At 50.3% G+C, this 19,305-nt stretch carries 19 protein-coding genes; 15 read left to right on the top strand and 4 right to left on the bottom strand.

Translation table 11 applies throughout. From position 1 onward, the window contains the following. Window positions 1-420: 420 nt before the first annotated feature. The 4 genes from RM811_RS17025 to RM811_RS17010 all read left to right on the top strand — a co-directional run bounded on the left by RM811_RS17025 (window position 421) and on the right by RM811_RS17010 (window position 3,340). Window positions 421-849, top strand: a complete 429-nt coding sequence (locus tag RM811_RS17025) for a hypothetical protein (protein WP_402526743.1) — start codon at window positions 421-423, stop codon at window positions 847-849. Between the two features lie 263 nt (window positions 850-1,112). Then, window positions 1,113-1,508: a hypothetical protein gene (locus tag RM811_RS17020; protein ID WP_402526741.1), complete on the top strand. Its 396-nt coding sequence runs from the start codon at window positions 1,113-1,115 to the stop codon at window positions 1,506-1,508. Next, on the top strand, window positions 1,465-1,704 hold the full coding sequence (locus RM811_RS17015) for a hypothetical protein (protein WP_402526740.1): 240 nt from the start codon (window positions 1,465-1,467) through the stop codon (window positions 1,702-1,704). Before RM811_RS17020 ends, RM811_RS17015 begins: the two co-directional genes overlap by 44 nt. 94 nt (window positions 1,705-1,798) lie before the next feature. After that, entirely contained in the window at window positions 1,799-3,340 is a 1,542-nt protein-coding gene (locus tag RM811_RS17010) for a Myb-like DNA-binding domain-containing protein (protein ID WP_402526738.1), read from the top strand. Window positions 3,341-3,454: 114 nt separating this feature from the next. On the opposite strand, the gene RM811_RS17005 is transcribed toward RM811_RS17010, so the two are convergent. Further along, window positions 3,455-3,943, bottom strand: coding sequence for an SRPBCC family protein (locus RM811_RS17005; protein WP_402526735.1), 489 nt, complete (start codon window positions 3,941-3,943; stop codon window positions 3,455-3,457). Between the two features lie 29 nt (window positions 3,944-3,972). Then, window positions 3,973-4,983: an SDR family oxidoreductase gene (locus RM811_RS17000; RefSeq protein WP_402526733.1), complete on the bottom strand. Its 1,011-nt coding sequence runs from the start codon at window positions 4,981-4,983 to the stop codon at window positions 3,973-3,975. Window positions 4,984-5,070: 87 nt separating this feature from the next. On the opposite strand from RM811_RS17000, the gene RM811_RS16995 reads away from it, so the two are divergent. From RM811_RS16995 to tssM, 8 genes are all read left to right on the top strand, one after another. Further along, the gene (locus RM811_RS16995; RefSeq protein ID WP_402526730.1) at window positions 5,071-5,892 is read left to right on the top strand and encodes an alpha/beta fold hydrolase; all 822 of its coding nucleotides are present in this window, start codon (window positions 5,071-5,073) and stop codon (window positions 5,890-5,892) included. Between the two features lie 466 nt (window positions 5,893-6,358). Further along, a complete protein-coding gene (locus RM811_RS16990; RefSeq protein WP_402526727.1) occupies window positions 6,359-6,937 on the top strand; it encodes a DUF6931 family protein in 579 nt (192 codons plus the stop codon). A 2-nt stretch (window positions 6,938-6,939) separates the two neighbouring features. Continuing rightward, window positions 6,940-7,236: a PAAR domain-containing protein gene (locus RM811_RS16985; RefSeq protein WP_402526725.1), complete on the top strand. Its 297-nt coding sequence runs from the start codon at window positions 6,940-6,942 to the stop codon at window positions 7,234-7,236. Window positions 7,237-7,300: 64 nt separating this feature from the next. Then, a complete protein-coding gene (locus RM811_RS16980; RefSeq protein WP_402526723.1) occupies window positions 7,301-8,377 on the top strand; it encodes an FHA domain-containing protein in 1,077 nt (358 codons plus the stop codon). 11 nt (window positions 8,378-8,388) lie between these two features. Further along, window positions 8,389-8,946, top strand: coding sequence for a type VI secretion system lipoprotein TssJ (gene tssJ / locus RM811_RS16975; RefSeq protein WP_402526720.1), 558 nt, complete (start codon window positions 8,389-8,391; stop codon window positions 8,944-8,946). Continuing rightward, a complete protein-coding gene (gene tssK / locus RM811_RS16970; RefSeq protein WP_402526717.1) occupies window positions 8,930-10,267 on the top strand; it encodes a type VI secretion system baseplate subunit TssK in 1,338 nt (445 codons plus the stop codon). The genes tssJ and tssK overlap by 17 nt, the downstream gene beginning before the upstream one ends. Window positions 10,268-10,290: 23 nt before the next feature. Beyond that, on the top strand, window positions 10,291-11,154 hold the full coding sequence (gene icmH / locus RM811_RS16965) for a type IVB secretion system protein IcmH/DotU (RefSeq protein ID WP_402526714.1): 864 nt from the start codon (window positions 10,291-10,293) through the stop codon (window positions 11,152-11,154). Next, window positions 11,151-14,618, top strand: a complete 3,468-nt coding sequence (gene tssM, locus RM811_RS16960; protein ID WP_402526711.1) for a type VI secretion system membrane subunit TssM — start codon at window positions 11,151-11,153, stop codon at window positions 14,616-14,618. Before icmH ends, tssM begins: the two co-directional genes overlap by 4 nt. A gap of 59 nt (window positions 14,619-14,677) precedes the next feature. On the opposite strand, the gene fabB is transcribed toward tssM, so the two are convergent. Both fabB and fabA read right to left on the bottom strand, forming a co-directional pair. After that, entirely contained in the window at window positions 14,678-15,895 is a 1,218-nt protein-coding gene (fabB, locus tag RM811_RS16955) for a beta-ketoacyl-ACP synthase I (protein WP_402526709.1), read from the bottom strand. 42 nt (window positions 15,896-15,937) lie between these two features. Continuing rightward, window positions 15,938-16,474, bottom strand: coding sequence for a 3-hydroxyacyl-[acyl-carrier-protein] dehydratase FabA (fabA, locus tag RM811_RS16950; protein WP_402526707.1), 537 nt, complete (start codon window positions 16,472-16,474; stop codon window positions 15,938-15,940). Window positions 16,475-17,034: 560 nt separating this feature from the next. Here fabA and RM811_RS16945 point away from each other — a divergent pair. From RM811_RS16945 to sixA, 3 genes are all read left to right on the top strand, one after another. After that, on the top strand, window positions 17,035-18,084 hold the full coding sequence (locus RM811_RS16945) for an NAD(P)H-dependent glycerol-3-phosphate dehydrogenase (protein ID WP_402526704.1): 1,050 nt from the start codon (window positions 17,035-17,037) through the stop codon (window positions 18,082-18,084). Window positions 18,085-18,163: 79 nt separating this feature from the next. After that, entirely contained in the window at window positions 18,164-18,481 is a 318-nt protein-coding gene (locus tag RM811_RS16940; RefSeq protein WP_402526701.1) for a DUF4389 domain-containing protein, read from the top strand. Between the two features lie 2 nt (window positions 18,482-18,483). After that, window positions 18,484-18,927 (top strand): phosphohistidine phosphatase SixA, encoded by a 444-nt coding sequence (gene sixA, locus RM811_RS16935; RefSeq protein ID WP_402526699.1) that lies wholly within the window; start codon window positions 18,484-18,486, stop codon window positions 18,925-18,927. Window positions 18,928-19,305 lie beyond the last annotated feature (378 nt).

The raw sequence follows: 19,305 nt of genomic DNA, 5'->3' as shown, positions 1-19,305 counted from the left end.
ACCGCTTTTTTCGCCAGTTTTTCCTCAGTCCAGTCACTGAACTGGGGATTGGCCAGCAGACCCTGAAGTGCCATTGCAGCAACTTGCTTTCGGGATGGAATAATCAGGCTGGCTTTCTTCTGATTTCTTTTTGTGTCGTTATCCGCCATTTTGTTCTCCTGATCCACGTCTGCGACGGCGCGTGAAATGGTTTTAAGACGTTTGAAACCAAAAGGAAAACCACGCGCAGCGTACAATGTTGGCTGATGCTACCTCCGTAAAAAAAGATATATGTTTTCAGTATATACCAGAGATGATCCCCTGAGTCATTGCCAGCAGGAAGCCGGAGGACGTTTTGCCTGTTTACATTTGCCTGTTTGGTAGCGTTATAATCGGGGAGCGGAAGTAAATCCAATTGCCTGAGAATAAAGGGGAAGCGTTATGTCCCGAACAATAAAAGGCTTGCTTGCTGGGATGTCATTGTTGATCAGTACAGCTGCAGCAGCTCAGAGTGATAATCACGTCTATGCCGGGCTTGGCTGGACAGTAAAAAACGGCTGGGTGCCTTCAGCCATTGTCGGTGTTCGCAGTGTGGATGTTGATGGCATTGGCGATGTAACCGGGGTCGACCTTTCTCTTTCCTATCATCTCGCGGATGGTTTCGATAAGTTTTTGCTGAAAGGCATCAGGGGCGAGGTTGACTGGCAGGCTGAGCTGGGCGGTGGTTATGACTTTCAAGCGCAGTCATGGCTGGTGGCTGGTGGCGTTCAGGGTCGGCTGATTAACTTTGCTGTCGATGTATCTATGAATGGTGATATTGATGGCGGCGTGGCGATTAATAGTATTGATAAGTATGAATGGCAGCCATAGTGCTGGTTTTTGTGAATAATCAGGTCTGCCTTCGAACCGGGTTTTACTGAACAGTTGGCGCTTTACTCTGTGGGAGTTGTGTAAAGCGCTAGAGATGTTTGCCCATTGCCTCTTCTGAATACCTGTTCATCAGATTCCGGTGACAGTCTTCTGTTGCAAGCCCCAGCCTGTTTTCTTTTTCATTTGTAATCCGTTTTGATTATTGCCGCGGGATGCAGTTGGTATTATCGTATGCCAACATAAAAGTGATGCAGTTCACAAAAATGATGAGTTCAGTCGATTATCAAAAAGCGGTTATCTGGAGTTTGTCGAAATTCAGTCAGCAAAAAAAGGCGGCTGATTTCTTCGACTCTTTGAAAGCTGGCCTGTGTGTTTATTCACCGGGGGCACAAAGTCTCTATGGTAAATATGATGTGTACTGGGGCACATCTCAACGGGAAAAGCTGGTAGTCATGCCGGATTTTGAGCAACACCTGTGGACTATCCAGAGGCTGGATCTTTCCGATGCCCGGCAGACGGGGATTTATCTGGTACCCGGAGAAAGTATTGGGCGTGAGGGTTTTTATCTCTCGGTGCGTGACAGCAGTAAAAAGCGGATTCTGGAAGCGGATTCTGGTGCCAGCCAAAACAGGTTTCAGCAAGATTGCCCGGTTGTTTGAGAAAAAATTCGGTCAGCCTTTCTGCCCGATTGTGACCCGGGGCGATTTAAGAGAGTTTCGTCAAAGCCATCCATATCTGCATCTGCATCATATGGATATCACCAGGATTCCGGTGGTTAGTGATCTGACAAAACGGGATGTGCTGGATATGTCCAGACAAAAGCTCTCTTCATTATTGCAGTCAGGGGGGCTTTAATTAGTCGAATTGCTGATAAATGTTATCTCTCAGGGAACAAGTATGAATTAATGTTGTCCTACAATAGGTATCTTTATTGGTAGGGAAATGCTAAATGCAGGCATCTGCTTTAAATTCCATGTCTGTTGATCAGGTCATTATGGATTATATGAAGCCCCTCGTTTCTGATTCTGCAGATTCTGAAGTGTTTTTGAACAATAAGTCAGTGACTCGTAGTGAAACCAAAAGAAGGTGCTCTGCACTACGAAGACTTAATGCGGAGTTGAAACCTGACCGTTGCTCTCACATTCGTAATCATCAAATAAAAGTTGAAGAGCAAGACGTAAAACGGTTTATACGGCAGGATCTGTCAGAAACCCCAATAGTTTCTCCCGATGAACTGTTTAAATCGCAGACTCAATGTGATGATGAGTTGGAATCTTTTCAAGAGGTCGTACAGGCTTCTCAAGGAACTTTGTATGCTGCTTCGGGTCGTAAGAGAAAGTCTGTTTATGAAACCTCTCGCACGCTTCCGGACAATAAAGCTTCGCTTGTTCTTGAAAAAGAAATAAAAGTAGCGTGGTCACCTGATGAAGATACTCTGTTGCTGGATATGGTTAATAAATATGGAGAGGAACAATGGGGTCGTATTGTTAAATGGGTTCCTGATCGAACAAATAAACAGTGCAGTGCGCATTGGTTTAATCATCTAAAGGGTAGGATAGAATGGCGAAAATCTGAAGATCAAATGATCATTGAGCTGCATAAGAAAGTGGGGAATAAATGGGGCAAAATGGCAAAGAATTACCTGAAGGGAAGAGATGAAAATGCGATTAAAAATCGCTGGGAGTCAACACTAAGGCCACAGCTTGTGGCCAAAGGCACTGGTTTCAATGTTAACCAATTATCTTGTCAATCAGGTACTATAGAGCAGAGTTTTACAAGTCCCCTCATTTCCGATGGACCTTATATAGGATTGGCCAAAGCTTCTGGGGTTTCAGCCACTATCTTTCATGAATTATCAGAAATACCTCCTCCAAAAGTGAAAGAAAAGTCACTGACTATTTATTGGAGTAACCGTATGTTGCAGCGATGGGGAGGATCTGATCAACAGGTGGCTGGACTAATAAATGATGCGTTGAAGAGGTTTGCTAGATTGAGGCCAATACAAGGAAGTTCCCGGTCAACCATTCCTCAGTTATCTCAGCAAAGAGATGAAGTGAAGCCAAAAAAGGTTATGCCGGGTGAGACTTCATTCTTTCGTTGGCAAAATGGCGTATTAACTCAAACGTCAAAAGAGACGTCTGGTAAATATACATACAGTAATAAGCATCATCAGGCAGTAACTGCTCCAAATTTTGGAGCAAGTTTTACTCAGTCTCATTTGCAACTCAGTAAGCGCACTGAGAAAAAATCAGAAGATGTAGTTTCGCTCGAAAAAAATGAGCAGTTACATGAGTTATGCACTTCGGTTAATAGAGTAAAAGATGTATTGTTTTGCAAAGCAGTATATGAAATGCCATCAAGTAACGTTGAAGAAGTGTTGCTTCATGATGTTATTCAAAGCTCCTTAGTGTTCATGGCTTTTAGTGGAAGTAAGGAAGAACGTGATAAACTTTGTCAGGCCGGAATTGACTTGCCATATAAGTTAGATTAATCAGAGCCAGAGATGAAGTTGGTATTTGGGGTCTTCCAGATAGAATTCTTGAGTATGTGCTGATGAATAAACGAGCCGCTTGAGTTTTGTTTCCAAGCGACCGTATCTTGTTTTTTAAGCTTCTGAAATCGTTTTGTTGCTTGGAGTGCCGGTTTCGTAAAAGCTCTTCATGTTGCGGCTAATCTTGGAGACAGCCCCGTTCAGTGCTTTTTTAATAAAAAGTTTATTCAGCAATTTACCAATGAAGCCGAAGCGAGTGGTATAGCTCATGGTGGTAGTAAGCCGGGTTTTATCCCCTATGGGCTGGATGCGATAAATAAAACAGGCCTCTTTAAAAGGTGCCGGAGCAGGGCCTGTTCCTTCATGCAGGCGAATAACAAATCCCCGTTTTTCTTCCCAGTGGGTGACCGTTTCATCCAGGAACTTGCCGTTTGTCCGGAACACCCGTCTGCTGGCTCCCCTGCCTTCTTTTGGCCCGGGATGTAATTCACAGCCGGTAAGGTCCGGGACGTAATTGACCGCCTGAGTGAAGTCTCTGAGAATTTCCCAGGACTGATCCAGGGGTAAGTCAATATCTATGATGCTGGTCGCTTCTGAAACCATTGTTATTATTATCCTCCACTGGCCATTGTTTATGTGTTTTCTGCTGCATTCAGGAATGCAGGCTTTTCTCCACCGCCATGAACTGTGATATCAGCACCGCTGACATAAGAAGACAGTGGTGATGCCAAGTATAGACAAGTGTCGCCTATATCGGAGGGAGTTGCCAGTCGCTGCAGGGGTACTGTTCTGGCGACACTGGCAATGCCTTCCTCATCACCATAATGCAGGTGTGCCTGTTCTGTGAGAATCAAACCGGCAGTCACGGCATTGACCCGGACTTTTGGTGCCCACTCCACCGCCAGGGATTGGGTCAGGTTTAAAAGACCTGATTTTGCGGCGCCGTAAGCTGCGGTTCCCGGAGAAGGGCGTTTGGCGCTGACGCTGCAGATGTTGATAATGATCCCTCCTTCAGCCTGTTCCTGCATGACGGCATTGGCTTTCTGGCAAAGGTTCAGTGGAGCAATCAGGTTCAGGCGAATAATTGATTCAGAAAAACGGGGGGATACCGTGGCAGCATCGGCATTGGGAGCACCGCCAGCATTGTTGACCAGAACATCCAGACGACCAAACTGTTTGATGGTGCTGCCGATCAGTTGATCGATCTGCTCCAGATCCCGTACATCACAGGGAAAGAAGACAGCAGTATTGTGATTACCTTCCGGGATTATTGCTGAAGGCAGGTTATCCGGCTCCTGACGTCCACAGATGACGACATGGGCACCCTGCTGTAAAAAACGTTCACTGATACCTTTGCCAGCACCTTTGCCACCACCGGTGACCAAAACCACTTTGCCGGTAAAATCCAGAGGGTTACTCATCACTGCCATCCCTTTTTTAGCTATGGGCATTTGTTCTTTTAATTTCGCTCTTTTAATCAGGTCTACGATGTTACTCACTGAGTCTGGGGCTGTATTAGTCTTGTTGGACGATGTTGGTCTTGCCTGCCATTGAAAAAATGCCTGACAGTAAAAAACCTTAAGCGGAGACAGATATTCCCGCTGGAAAGTGGCAAAGCTGTCCTGATCAGGTGGTAATTCCATAGTGGCTGTTTGGTGGATGCCGGGTGATCAAAGTGGCGCCCCTTTCGTATAAACAAGAAGGCATATTAACAAGAAGGAGAACGGGTAATGAGTGCAATTCCAGAGGGGCATTTTGTTCAGTTGGAAGATGGCCTGTCACTTCACTACCACGAAGCGGGTGAGGGAGAAGCCGTACTTTTCCTCCATGGCAGTGGGCCCGGTGCCAGTGGTTACAGTAACTTCAAAGGCAACTACCCGGTTTTTGCAGAAGCGGGCGTGAGAGCCATCGTTCCTGATCTTCCCGGTTATGGTCTGAGTGATAAACCGGAAACTGAATATACCCTGGACTTTTTTGTTTCGGCAGTTAAAGGACTGGTTGATCATCTGGGTATTGAGTCTGTCACGCTGGTTGGTAACTCTCTGGGTGGTGCTATTGCCATCAAGTTTACTCTTGACTATCCCGAGCTGGTTACAAAACTGATTCTTATGGCACCTGGCGGCCTGATGGAAAAAGAACAGTACTTTCAGGAGATGGAAGGTATTCAGAAGATGGCTGCTGCATTTGCTTCTGGAGAGCTGAAAGAAGCCTCTGGAATGAAACGTCTGTTAGGCCTTCAGCTCTATGATGCGTCACTGGTGACGGATGAGACGGTGAATGAACGAGTTGCTGTCGTGCATGATCAGCCCACCTGTGTGCTTTCAACGATGCAGGTTCCCAATATGACTGACCGTCTTCATGAACTGCAATGCCCCATCTTTGGTATCTGGGGGATAAACGACAAATTTTGTCCATCCCGTGGGGCCGACACCATGATGAAGGCCTGCAGCAATATCCGGTTCACATTGTTAAGTGAATGTGGTCATTGGGTGATGGTTGAGCATCAGCACTGGTTCAACCGGCAATGTCTGGATTTTATCAGGCACGGCTGATGGATTGCTAACGGGTGACTCCTCGCTCCCATGCTCCGGTGTGGGAGCGTGTGGCAGGTTTTAGATTTCCACTCAGAACGAGATTGTCGCAAAAGGGAGAATTAACAACCAACCGTCATCCCCGCGCAGGCGGGGATCCACTGCTCGAGGCAGACTCCCACTCTCAAGATGGATTCCCGCCTTCGAGGCTGTCGCAAAACCCTCGTTCCCACGCTCTGCGTGGGAATGCATACGGATCTGGCCGCATGTGGAGAAACCTCTCCTTGCCCGAATCTGTGGGGGTTTCAGGCTGGTTATTCACTTGTGGCGAGTACGGTATGCATTCCCACGCAGAGCATGGGAACGAGGTTTCCGGAGGCTTTTGCGACAGCCTCCTGCGCGGGGATAACGTGTGTAGCGGGGATAACGGCTGGGTGTTAAGTCTCTCTTTTACGACGCCCTCACTAACCTTTCTGGTCTTAAGATTATGTTGGTCACAAAACAGACTTTGAAAAAAATCCCGCAATCGCTGGCCACTGATATTCTGCAGCGATATGAACAGGATCGGTCATTTCGGGCGCTGGTTTATCCGGCAATGACACCGGTGGAGCTGATCAACCTGCTGGCTCAGGAAAAAATGCAGCAGGAACTGGTGGTATTTCTGAGTCACTGCCTGCTGGCCATGGAAAGTATCTGGTGGGGTTACTTATGCATTGACTCAACAGGGCTGTCATTACCTGAAACCGAACAGAAGACGCTGGATGTGGTCAGGCGATGGCTGCATCAACCGGTGGAAGAATATCGTCGTATGGCAGAAATAGCAGCGCAGCAGGCCGGTCTGGATAACGCCTGTGGCTGGCTGGCCCAGGGGGTATTCTGGAGTGGTGGCAGCATAACGCCGGTTAATGGGCCGCAAAGCCCGGCTCCGGCATGGCTCTACGCCCATGCCGTAGCCGGTGCTATCTGTCTGGCCGCAGTGTTGCCCGATGGCCGGGAAGGGGATAAACGGTATCGGCAGTTTATTGATATGGGGATTGATCTTGCCGACGGCGGCAGGGGGAGTTAACCATGGGGCCAGCAGCCAGGGCTGGAGATATGCATATTTGTCCGATGCTGACACCGGCGGTGGTACCCATCCCCCATGTGGGCGGGCCATTGTTGCCACTGCCTTGCACGGTGCTGATCGGTGCTCTGCCTGCTGCCACCCTGGGCCAGCCCTGTCTCTGTGTGGGACCACCGGATGTGGTGATAAAAGGCAGTTTGACGGTACTGATTAATGCCCGGCCAGCGGTGCGCATGGGGGATACCACAGCTCATGGGGGAACCGTAATTATGGGATGGCCGACCGTCTTGATTGGAGGGTGATAGACGTGCGAAATCAGGTAAGGCAGCTACAATGGACTGACAAATAACCCAGGTCAGATAGCTTATGCAAATTCTGATTCTCAGTATTCCTTCAGGGGAACAGGTCACCTCACTTCGTTATGATATCGATACGGAAGCACTGTTAGGTTTGGGTCGCGGTTGCCAGATACTTCTGCCGGATCAGAAAGGCAATATTGATGAACGCCATGCCCGTATCTATCAGGAGGATGAGCAATGGTATTTGGAAAACCTGTCGTCCAGAGAGCTGAGGGTCAATACGACCGTTATGCCTCCACAGCAGGGTAAACGTCATCTGTTGAGTGATGGGGATATGATTTACTGTGGTGATTACTGCCTGATGGCCTGCGACTTCTCGCCGTGGCAGGAGAAACCCGTGGCGACCCTGCCAGCTCAGGAAGGCACCGGAGAAACAGAGCCGGAGGAGTATTGTCCGATACCGTCAGTTGGCTCTTTATCTGCTGAAGGCTCTTTATCTGCTGAAGGCTCTTTACCTCTTGAAGGTGCTCCTGCGACAGAGCATCTGGACGATCCGTTTCTGCAACATGAAATTCAGCAGCAGGTTTTTACGGTATCTGCTGCCTCTCAGGATGAACCGAAGCAGCAGGCTGAGGCTCTGTTTGCTAATTTTACCGTTGAGATTTCTGACACTGCCACCTATCAGGCAACCCCACTGATTGATGTATTGGCCAGAGCCAATGAAGATGAAGAGGATGACTGGAGCATAAGCCGGAATCTCAGGTTATCACCGGTGCCACCGGCGAAAGAACGTGCAGTCACCAGCGGCCCTGTGAGCGAACCAGTCTCCCCGGATCCGGACCACCAGAGTGAACTATCTCAGGTTGAAGCATGGCGACCAGCGGATCTTCTGAACCAGCAGGCGGTTATTGATGCCATACTGGAGGCTCTGGAATTAATGCTGGCCGACTTTTCGCCGGATAATCTCGAACAGCTGTTAAGTCCGGTGGATCAAGCTCAACAGCCCCCGGGGCCATCGGGTTCGTCCCGAACATCCAGCCCGGATTTCTGGCAGCACTATCAGAGTTTCTATCGCTGCCTTATGCATGGGAAACACTATCGTGAGCTTTTTCTGCAACGACTGAGTAATGTGTTGAACCGGTAGACAGTGACCTTATGAATATTTCCATCCTTATCCTGCTGATCATGGTGTTAACCGGCTGCTCCCGCAGTGAGGTTCAGCCAGAGCCTGAAACGCTATTATCACTGACGATTATCGCCGGCAGTGAAATCAATAGTGGTTCCGATATCAATAGCACTACTCTTCAGGGCGGCGGGGCCGACGCGGCACCTTTGCAGTTGCGGATGTACGAACTGCAAAGTACCGAACTTTTTGCCAATGCTGATTTTCTGGATATCTACCTGCAGGATTCGGCAACCCTGCAGAGTTCGCTGATAAAAAAACACCGGCTGCCCACTGTCTGGCCGGATACGGGAAGCCAGCTGACCTGGCAATTGGACAGGGCAACACGATTTATCGCCATTTTCGCCGAGTTTGCCAATTATGAGTCAGCCATTACGTCGGCGCTGGCACCGATTGTACCCGGCACCAGTAACCGGATGATTTTACAGATCAACGGGAATCACCTTCGTCTCTCAGTGGAACCAAGGCTTTTTATAGCGCTCGTTAAAGAGCATCTCCCAGAGAAACAGCCCCATGGATCACAGCTTTGATAAAGCCGTCTGGCTTGAGGGGATATTTCTCAGCCCCCAGCATTTCCAACAGCAGGAGCGATACCTTGAACGGTATAACCGACAACTGTTTAATCTCTATGCGCCGGGAAAAGCCGGTTTTACCGCTCTGGGCATTGATAATGAACAGCTCAGGGCGGGCAAACTGTTTATCCGTGAAGCCCGCGGATTGTTTCCCGATGGTACGCCCTTTGAATTATCGGCCTCCCTGTCCCTGAATCTGGACAGCAGCCATCGGGGAGGCGCCGTCTATCTGGCCATTCCCCTGGATAAGCCGGGTTGTGTCAACACGGCGCCGGAAGAAAAAATGACCAGGGCGATTCGTTATATCAGCTCTGCCCACAGTGTTTATGATGGGACTGACCAGAAAAATGAACCGGTGCAGCTGGAGCTGTCCCGGCTGAATCCTGGCCTGATGGTTGAGGGCGAGGTGCTGGATGATTATTCAACCCTGATGGTTGCCCGTATTCAGGAGTATCACCCGGATGGCGAGGTGATCCTTGATAGTACCTTTATTCCCCGTTGTCTCGATTACCGTGTCTCCCGCTATCTGCTTGAACAGATCCAGAATCTGAGGGCCATGGTCAGGCAACGGGCGTCGGTTATTGCTACTCAGATCGGGGTTGAAGGACAGCAGAAAAGTTATCAGACCCTGCAGATTGAATATCTGTGGCTGCAGGCGCTTAATCGCCATGGTGCCTGGCTGAAGCTGGTGGAAAAGCAGTCGGGTATTTCTGCCTGCGAGCTTTACCGCCTGTTGGCCATTATAGCGGCTGACCTGGCCACATTTACCACGACACTGGCACCGGAATTCCCTGATTTTAATGAGCTGGAGATTTATGCCTCCTTCGCCCCGGTGCTGTCCAGCCTGTTACTGAATCTGCGGCAGGCCAGTAAGGATAAGGTGGTCAAGCTCAGCTGGGATACCCGATTATTTAAACTTCGTCGTCTTCTGCGTACCCGGGTTGACGACCGGACCCTGTTTAATGACGGTCGGTTTATTCTTTCGGTGTCGTCCAGCCTGAGCCAGTCCCGGACCCGTATGGTATTTATCAACGCTGCCAAACTGTGCGGTCATAACCGTATTGCCGAGCGGGTTCGCAATGCCCTGACAGCGGTTCCCATCAGCGCCATGGCAGGACCGCCCATTGAACTGAGGGCAAAGGCCAACACGGTCTATTTTGAAATTGATACTGACAATGAACTCTGGCAGGAAATGGTGCGAACCCATGATCTGCTGGCCCTTCATGTGGATGAACAGATGCCGGATGACACGGTCATCAACTGTTTTGTAATCAGGTAATCTTGGTAATCAGGTAACGCCATATGACTCCGTCCAGTAGCGGAAATGAGGCTGCCAGTGCTGATAGTCGGGAAAAGGGTGAAGAAGCACTGCGTGATAACTTTCGTGATGAGAGCACCCTGTTCCGTAACTTCAATATCAGCAGCAATACTCTAATCAACCTGTCGGCAGAATTGCTGGCAATTCTCACCACGCTTTCACAGCAGCAGGAACCCGGGAATCTGCCGGAACTGCATCAGTACCTGCTCAGGAGTATTAGCGAACTCCATAACCAGGGGCTGAACGCAGGCTACCCGCCCCGGATGATGGAAAAAACCTGTTATGCCCTCTGTGCTGCCTTTGATGAGGAGGTTATGAACACCGCCTGGGGGCAGGCGGGCTGCTGGGAAAACCACAGTTTGGTGGCCCAGCTTTTTCAGCAGCGCAATGCCGGTGAAGTGTTTTTTGTCCTGCTGGAACAGGCGCGGCAGAACGCGCCCAAAATGATCGACTTTATTGAACTCCTCTATTTACTGTTGCGCCTGGGGTTCTGCGGTCGCTATCAGAATACCGATAAACATGAGCTGGCAAAGCTGGCGGATAATCTCTATCAGGAGATTCGCGAGCATCAGAAACCCGGGGAACAACAGGCCCTGCCAATTCTCAGCGCCCCCTGGCGACCATTGAAAGTTATTCGGGTTCGGTATTATCTGCCGGTGGTTGTGCTTATTCTCGGGCTGTCAGGTATTGCCAGTCATTTCTGGATACAGCATATCAACCGTACCTATACCGGGCTCAGTGATCTGCAGCGGGAGCAGGTTCAGGCAACGCCTGTGCAACTGTCCACGTCGCTGATCCATTCTCTTGCAAATCCGGGCAGCACGTCCAAACCCCATAAAAAACCATGACCAAATCAATCTTTATTCCTGCATTAATTGTCACATTACTGTCGGCGACGTTGTTATTACTGGTTTGGCTGGCACCCCTGATCAGCAGCGAGGTATTTGTATGGCTGACCACCCGCTGGCAGTGGACACTGACGTTTATTATTGTGCTGGCCTGCTGTCTGATGCTCTGGAAAATCCTGCGTCGTCGACCAGCCAGGGCTCATGCCAGCCTTGCTTCCGAAGACGCAATTTTTGAGGAAGATAAGCTTCAGTACAAACAACAGTTGATGGATGACTGGAACCACCTCTGGAAAATACTGACCAGCCGTCATGGCAGCACACCCTACACACTGGCATGGTTAATGATGGTGGGTACCGATGGTTCCGGGAAATCCAGTTGGCTTATTGATGCCGGGTTTGAGAAGGTGATCGCCGGATCACCCAAGCAAAAGTCCAGCATTGTCTTCTGGCTGGGTGAACACGCCGTGATTGTTGAACTGGCCGGCCATTACTACACCCGGGATAAAGAACAGCTGGATGAATTTCTCTGGAACCACCTGCTGGAGTTGATCAGGAAAAAACGTCCCCGCCGGCCAATCAACGGTATCCTGGCCACGCTCTCTACCGAACAGCTGATTATGCGCAATCCCAATGGCCTGCTGGAGCAGGCACGGCAGTTGCGCTGGCGGTTATTGGCGCTTAACCGTCATTTTGTGAATACCTTCCCGGTCTGGGTTTTATTGACCCAGGCTGACCGACTGAATGGCTTTATGGAAATGTTCCGTCGTATGAATAGTCAACGACAGATGTTTCCCTTCGGTTTCTATCTTCAGGAAGGATACCATCCCGACCAGTTTCGGGAGGCCTTTGACCTCTGCCATAAAGAGCTGTCCGATGCGCTGTTTGATGGTATCCACCCCGAGAAAGACGGCAATGCCCGGCAGGCCCAGGTCCGCTATGTTTTACAGTTCAGGTTACTGGGAGAACGGCTGCACTTTTTTTGTGATGAGATTTTTCAGTCCCGCTATGGTGTCTCTTCCCCGGAGCTGAAGGGGGTTTGGTTCAGTTCCTGTGGCCAGCATGGTGACAGTATTAATCTGCTGGCCTCAGAGGTGGCACGGCTGCATGGTTTTAAGGCGCAGCCTGTGCAGCCACAGATTCCCGATAACCAGAGTTATTTCAGTCAGAAGTTTTTCAACAGAATTCTGTTTAATGATATGGGGAACGTGAGGGAGAACCCCATAGCCAGAAAGCTCTGGCTGGCCCGGATCTCCCTGGCGTCAGGAGCTCTGGCGGCGGTTCTGATTGCTGGGCTGACTTTTTGCTGGTGGCAGATTCAATACAATGAACAACTGCTGGCGCAGCAGAAAATGATCATCAATGATTATCAGCACTCAATCCAGCAGCTGGTGGCACCCGGAGATAGCATCCCGGCCAGCGATGTGGTTCAGCTGTTGGCTGGTCTTCAGTTATTGAACCGGCTTTACCAGCAGTCTTCCCGGTGGATGTACCACGGTGGCCTGCTGGACTGGAATACGGCCAGGAATATTCAGGCATTTTACCAACAGCAGCTGCGACAATATTTATGGATGCCCCTGGTACAACGCTTTCATGATCGGTTGCAGATGGCGGTAACACTGCACAGTGATCAACTGTTTGATGATCTGCAATATTACCTGATGCTGTTTGATCCGAAGATTCGGGATACCGGGCTGTTACAGAGCCATATCCGGAATGTGCTGCTGGCGGATCCGGGGGAGGAGGCAGGCAAGCAGCTTGACAGCTTGCTGGTGGATATCTGGCGTCTGGAAGGCATCAGAAATATAGCAAAGATTCTGCCGGATCAGGCACTGACCGAGCGGGCCAGGGAGGTGCTGTCCACCCAGCCTCCTGAGCGTCTGGTGTACGACCATCTTCGTCGGCTGCGGCAATTCAGCGGGGTTCTGAATGCCCGGGAGCTGTTTGGCAATGAGTTCGCCAGTCTGTTTACTGTTGCAACGGACGGTGATAATGCCGAAATTGCCCGGTTCTACACACGAAGCATCTATACCCGGCTGAACCTCTCGGCAACATCGCCGTTATTGAAACGGGAAATCATCAGCCTGAATCGGATTCAGAAGGGGGAATCCCAGGTGTCGGTGATTGAGCTGGCGAGAATCAGTCGACGGATCCGGGCGTTTTATTTCCGGGACTATATCCGTACCTGGGATAATCTGATCAACCGTATCCGGTTGCAACCAGCCAGCAGCCTTGACCAGGTCGAGCAGCAGACCAATCTGTTGGCCAGAGAGGGGGCGGCACTGCAGAGTCTGTTGAATGTGGTCGCCAGTGAGACATCACTGGCAGAAGAACCGTCAGCCCCGGACGCCATTGCCATGGGGCGGCAGGCCAGCAACATCCCGGCTCCCGCCGCTGTCCGGAAAACCACCCGTATAGTCAATCAGGCGACCCGGTTGTTGCCGGTCAGGTCAGCCAGAAAAGTTGCCCCGGATAATCCGGCCATTGTTAACGAGGCTTTTGCCGAATACACCGGCTATGCTGCCGACCTGCAAAGTCGGCTATCCCCGGTTCTGGATCAGCTGTTGCAGGAGCTGCAGGCTATTAACGGACATTTTGACCCGGATCTTGCCCTGTACCAGCTGGCAGTCAACGTGATGACCAATAACCAGAATATCCTGCAGGAACTGTGGTATCAGGCGGCCAGTGATGATACCCGGGCTGGTTACTGGCTCAACCAGTTGGCCGGGGAGGTGTGGACCAGAGCAATAGCCGGCGCTGGTCGTTATTGTCAGAGGCGTTGGCAGCAGGAGGTTTATCCATTCTGGAATCAGCATCTTCGTCACCGCTTCCCTATGTCATCAGGAACCAACAGTGATAGTCAGCCCGCTGACTTCACTGAGTTTTTCAAACCGAAGGGGGTGCTGGATAATTTCGGTGTCATTCTGATGCCATTTCTGCAGAAAGAGAGCACTGGCGGGCAGTTGAAAACCGTGAAAGGGCAGCAGTTGCCGGTGAGCCGCACCCTGTTGCGTCAGCTGGATAATGCCCGTCAACTGCAACAGCAGCTGTTAAATGCTGATGGTTCACTTCAGGTTAATTACCAGATGCGCAGCCTTGAACTGAGTGCCCGGGCATCGGAGTTTTCCCTCAGGGACAGTAATGGCCGCTTTGTCTATCGCCATGGTCCCCGGCTCTGGCAAAAGCGACAGTGGCCCGGTAATGAGTCAGAGCAGTTTATTGTTACTATCAGCGACGATTCAGTGGTTTTGACACAGCAGAGTTACACCGGTCCCTGGGCCTGGCTGCGGTTTGTCTTTGCTTGTGACCAGTGGCAGACCGATAACCGGGTTGAACTGCTCTATAACAGCAAGGGCTACCGTGCTCAGCTTGAGTTAGAGATGGAGCGGAGGGGGAATCCTTTCAGCCCGACGCTGTATGGCAGGATTCAGCTGCCTGAAATCATTATCAGGACTGAATCCAGATGATCAGAGGGGAGAGGGCAGGCCGCTGTTGAGATAAGCGGACCTGATCCTTTTCAGGGGGGTTACCCCTGATAACGTTCAAATACCAGGGAGGCGTTAGTACCACCAAAACCAAAGCTGTTGGACATAACCCGGTTCAGGGTTTGTTCACGGGCTTCACCCACCAGAATTGGCAGGTTGGTTGCCGCTTCATCAAGCTTCTGGATGTTGGCAGAGGCGGTGATAAAGTTATGCTTCATCATCAGCAGGCAGTAAATGGCTTCCTGAACGCCAGCTGCACCGAGAGAGTGCCCGGAGAGCGATTTAGTCGAGCTGACCACAGGCATCTGGTCGCCAAACACTTCAATGAGTGCTTTCAATTCTGCAACATCACCTACCGGCGTACTGGTACCGTGAGTGTTGATGTAATCAATGGGCTCTTTAAGGCTTTCCATTGCCACGCGCATGCAGCGGGCAGCACCTTCACCGGACGGGGCAACCATATCGTAGCCATCGGAAGTTGCACCATAGCCAGTAATTTCTGCATAGATTTTGGCGCCACGGGCTTTGGCGTGCTCCAGTTCTTCAACAACGATCATGCCACCGCCGCCGGCGATAACAAAACCATCACGGTCAGCATCATAAGCACGGGAAGCCTGTTGAGGCGTTTCGTTATATTTGGTGCTCAACGCGCCCATGGCATCAAACAGGCCGGTCTGGGTCCAATGCTCTTCTTCACCACCGCCAGCAAATACGATGTCCTGCTTGCCCAGCTGGATCTGTTCGATAGCATTGCCTATGCAGTGTGCACTGGTGGCACAGGCCGAGGTGATGGAATAGTTAACACCCTTGATCTTAAAGGGAGTAGCAAGACAGGCAGAGACCGTACTGCCCATGGTGCGGGTGACGCGATAAGGACCGACTCGTTTGACACCTTTTTCTCTCATGATGTCTGCAGAGTCGACAATGTTTTCTGAGGACGCGCCACCGGATGCGGCAATCAGACCTGTGCGAGGATTGGATACCTGCTCTTCAGTCAGTCCTGCATCTTCGATTGCCTGCTTCATGGCAATATAGGCGTAGGCAGCGGCGTTACCCATAAATCGCAGGGTTTTGCGGTCAATAAACTGCGTGAAATCGATATCTACTGTGCCGGATACCTGGCTGCGGAAACCATGCTCCCTGTAGCTTTCATTAAAGCGAATGCCGGAGCGCCCATGTTTAAGACTGTCAGCAACCTCGTCCTGGGTAATGCCCAGACAGGATGTGATGCCAATCCCTGTAACTACAACACGTTTCATTGATGTCAACCTGAATAGCCCATTTAGTCAGAAAAATCAGAGTCAGAAAGAATCGGTATTCTGGAAAAGACCAACCCGCAGACCTTCTGCTTTGTAAATTTCCCGATCATCAACACTGACCGTTCCGTCAGCAATACCCAGAACCAGTTTACGTGCGATGATACGTTTAATATCGATACGATAAGTCACTTTTTTGCTGGTGGGTAGAATCTGGCCGGTGAATTTCAAGTCACCACTGCCCAGGGCGCGTCCACGACCCGGATTACCCATCCATCCCAGGTAGAAACCAACCAGCTGCCACATGGCGTCAAGGCCAAGACAACCCGGCATCACCGGGTCACCGGGAAAGTGGCAGGCGAAGAACCAGAGATCCGGGTTGATATCCAGCTCGGCAATAATTTCGCCTTTTCCATAGGCGCCACCTTCTTCAGAAATATGAACAATGCGGTCCAGCATCAGCATATTGGGTGCAGGTAGTTGAGCATTGCCAGGACCAAAGAGTTCGCCCTGTGAACAGCGCAACAAATCTTCTTTACTGAAAGATGCTTGTTGAAAATCAGGTTTAAAAGGTTGCTTCATTAGCTTATTGGTTCCTGGAAGGTCCAGCACCTGCATGGCATCAGGCCAGTCATGACACCTGGAAAGCCGATACTCTGATCAGGACATCCCTGCCGATATGGCGTTCATATCAGGGTCTGATGACCCCACTTATACCCTGACAGTCTTGCAAAATGCATTACTATCGTTCCGGAGCTGAACTATACCATTGCTGTTTATCTGTCATAGTGCTGTTGGCCTGTTTGTAACAAAAAGACAACACTGCACCGCCGAAAAGGCAGACAATGATAATTTTCGTAGCATTTTATTACCAGAAGGCCGTTGGGCATTAGACTTGTTGCAAAACTGGCATGATCCACAAAAGTTAAAGGTAATACAGTCGGGGGGGGTTTGCTAGCTATGCAACGGATAATCTATTTTTTTGCTTCCGGTGTGTCTGAACTGTGCCACCGGATCTGGGAGTGTGATTAAATACGGTTTTTACTATACAGCAGCTCGTGGTGTCCCGGTCTCTGTCGACTGCCTTGTGTCGGCACAGACCAGTACCCGTATTATTGAGCGTGTAACTCAGGATTAACAACATGACCGACAGGCCAGATAGCACGGCTGAGCATGGTGGTGCCAGTGACTATACCATCGCTGTTCTTGGTGGTGGCAGTTTTGGAACGGCCCTGGCTGATATCTCTGCCACCAATGGGCACCGGGTAAAACTCTGGATGAGGGATGCAGAACAGGTTAGGAGCATTAATGATGATCATGTCAATGCCAGATACCTTCCGGAGTTTAACATTCATCCATCGGTCACTGCAGACACGGATCTTGCGGCTGTAGTCTCAGATGCTGATATCGTTTTTATTGCCATTCCCAGCAAGTCCTTCAGAGAAGTGGTAAAAAAAACCGGGGGATTACTCTCAGGCAAGATAGTGATCAGTACCACCAAAGGTATTGAGTCAGTCACCTTTGACCTGATGAGTCAGATTTTGCATGAGGAGCTGGATGATGCCCGAATTGGCGTGCTCAGTGGCCCCAATCTGGCTCGTGAGATTGTCGCCAAGGCGTTAACGGCCACGGTTATTGCCAGTGAAGATGAAGACTTGTGTCAGATGGTCCAGTCTGTTTTGCACTGTGACTATTTCAGGGTTTACTCCAACACGGATGTGTATGGGGTTGAGCTGGCGGGTGCCCTGAAGAATATTTATGCCATTGTTTCCGGAATGGGTGCTGCGCTGGGAATGGGTGAAAATACCAAGAGTATGTTGATCACCCGGAGTCTTGCGGAAATGAGTCGCTTTGCGGTCACCCTTGGGGCCAACCCAATGACGTTTCTGGGGCTGGCCGGCGTCGGTGATCTGGTGGCTACCTGTACGTCTGATTTAAGTCGTAACTTTCGTGTGGGTTATGCCCTTGGGGAAGGCTTTTCACTGGAAGAAGCCGAGTCAAGACTCGGGCAGGTTGCCGAAGGGGTTAATACGCTTAAGCAGGTGAAGCAAAAAGCCGATGAACTGGGGGTGTACATGCCTCTGGTGGATGGATTATACAGTATCATTTTTGAAGGTAATGGGATTGATGCCCTGGTCAAGGGGATGATGCTCAGGGAACAGAAAACGGATGTGGAATTTATGTCCAGATGATTGATGTAAAGATCATGGCTATTGAGGCTGGATCTGGCATTTACTTTGGCAATTTTTTGGAGAAGAGTGGAGAAGATCAATGGATGAGAAGGTTGTTAATAATCTGAAATCGGAGTCTCGCTGGTTGAGACTTGTGTTTATGGTTGGCTTTGGAATTGTCGCCTATCTTGCGGCATTTCTGGTGATGTTGCTCGCACTGGTACAGGCTGTTCATGGCTTTTGTATGGGTGAGCCCAATGAGCGTCTGTTGAAATTCAGTGGGGGTGTTAACCAGTTTATCTATCAGATTGCCGGGTTCCTGACCTATAACACTGAGGTAAAGCCTTATCCGTTCTCGGACTGGCCTCAGTCATCAAGCTGTGCAGACAAGGCCTCCAGTGAATCGGATAACGGTTAACCATGAAACTTATCATTATGCGCCATGGTGAGGCTTCATGGTCGGCACCGTCTGATATGGAAAGGGTACTGACTGACCAGGGTGTTCGAGAGGTGTCCAGTACGGTTGCCTCCCTGGCAACTCAGAAGGTTGACCGGATTTTTGCCAGCCCTTATTTGAGGGCTCAGCAAACTGCCCGGATTGCCGCCGGGGCTTTAGGGTGTGAAGTGGAAACGCTTCCCGGGCTGGAGCCTGATGGTAATCCTCAGGCGCTATTACCGATGTTGCCTGAGGCGGGTGTTATTCTGCTGGCCAGTCATATGCCCATGGTAGGTTGTTTATCGGGCCTGTTGTGTGATGGAACTCCTCGATCAGGTCCATCCTTTCAAACGGGGATGGCTTTGATTCTGGAGATGGATATCCTTGCTCCCGGTATGGCTCAAGTCCTCGAACGCATAATGCCTTAGGAACTGTCCCGAAATAATTTGCCTGTTTTCGCCGCCCGCCACCTGCCGCCCGAAAAAGATAAGATGCATGCTTTTACGGGCAGCGGGTGGCGGAAAACGCCTCGTTCAGAGTGAACGGAAACTGAGTTCAAAATGGGTAAGTTATTTTAGGGTAAATCCTTAGTCGAAAGCCTTCGGGAAGCTGCGATTAAGAATATACTATCGTCATTTCCGCGAAGAAGGTTGTCGCAAAAGGGAGAATTAACACCCAACCGTCATCCCCGTGAAGGCGGGGATCCACTGCTCGGGATAGACTCCACTTTCGAGATGGATTCCTGCCTTCGAGGTTGTCGCAAAAGGTTGACCCTCCGTCTTTCCCGCGCAGGAGGCTGTCGCAAA

Origin of the sequence: Endozoicomonas sp. (assembly GCF_031844845.1) — a bacterium.
Classification (GTDB): Bacteria; Pseudomonadota; Gammaproteobacteria; order Pseudomonadales; family Endozoicomonadaceae; genus Endozoicomonas.
This window is presented reverse-complemented; position numbering and strand designations above follow the sequence as displayed.

Bases quoted from the DNA above. Each gene is read 5' to 3' on its own strand.
- RM811_RS17025 (WP_402526743.1), top strand. From the start codon at position 421: ATGTCCCGAACAATAAAAGGCTTGCTTGCTGGGATGTCATTGTTGATC.
- RM811_RS17020 (WP_402526741.1), top strand. From the start codon at position 1,113: ATGATGAGTTCAGTCGATTATCAAAAAGCGGTTATCTGGAGTTTGTCG.
- RM811_RS17010 (WP_402526738.1), top strand. From the start codon at position 1,799: ATGCAGGCATCTGCTTTAAATTCCATGTCTGTTGATCAGGTCATTATG.
- RM811_RS17005 (WP_402526735.1), bottom strand. From the start codon at position 3,943: ATGGTTTCAGAAGCGACCAGCATCATAGATATTGACTTACCCCTGGAT.
- RM811_RS17000 (WP_402526733.1), bottom strand. From the start codon at position 4,983: ATGGAATTACCACCTGATCAGGACAGCTTTGCCACTTTCCAGCGGGAA.
- RM811_RS16995 (WP_402526730.1), top strand. From the start codon at position 5,071: ATGAGTGCAATTCCAGAGGGGCATTTTGTTCAGTTGGAAGATGGCCTG.
- RM811_RS16990 (WP_402526727.1), top strand. From the start codon at position 6,359: ATGTTGGTCACAAAACAGACTTTGAAAAAAATCCCGCAATCGCTGGCC.
- RM811_RS16985 (WP_402526725.1), top strand. From the start codon at position 6,940: ATGGGGCCAGCAGCCAGGGCTGGAGATATGCATATTTGTCCGATGCTG.
- RM811_RS16980 (WP_402526723.1), top strand. From the start codon at position 7,301: ATGCAAATTCTGATTCTCAGTATTCCTTCAGGGGAACAGGTCACCTCA.
- tssJ (WP_402526720.1), top strand. From the start codon at position 8,389: ATGAATATTTCCATCCTTATCCTGCTGATCATGGTGTTAACCGGCTGC.
- tssK (WP_402526717.1), top strand. From the start codon at position 8,930: ATGGATCACAGCTTTGATAAAGCCGTCTGGCTTGAGGGGATATTTCTC.
- icmH (WP_402526714.1), top strand. From the start codon at position 10,291: ATGACTCCGTCCAGTAGCGGAAATGAGGCTGCCAGTGCTGATAGTCGG.
- tssM (WP_402526711.1), top strand. From the start codon at position 11,151: ATGACCAAATCAATCTTTATTCCTGCATTAATTGTCACATTACTGTCG.
- fabB (WP_402526709.1), bottom strand. From the start codon at position 15,895: ATGAAACGTGTTGTAGTTACAGGGATTGGCATCACATCCTGTCTGGGC.
- fabA (WP_402526707.1), bottom strand. From the start codon at position 16,474: ATGAAGCAACCTTTTAAACCTGATTTTCAACAAGCATCTTTCAGTAAA.
- RM811_RS16945 (WP_402526704.1), top strand. From the start codon at position 17,035: ATGACCGACAGGCCAGATAGCACGGCTGAGCATGGTGGTGCCAGTGAC.
- RM811_RS16940 (WP_402526701.1), top strand. From the start codon at position 18,164: ATGGATGAGAAGGTTGTTAATAATCTGAAATCGGAGTCTCGCTGGTTG.
- sixA (WP_402526699.1), top strand. From the start codon at position 18,484: ATGAAACTTATCATTATGCGCCATGGTGAGGCTTCATGGTCGGCACCG.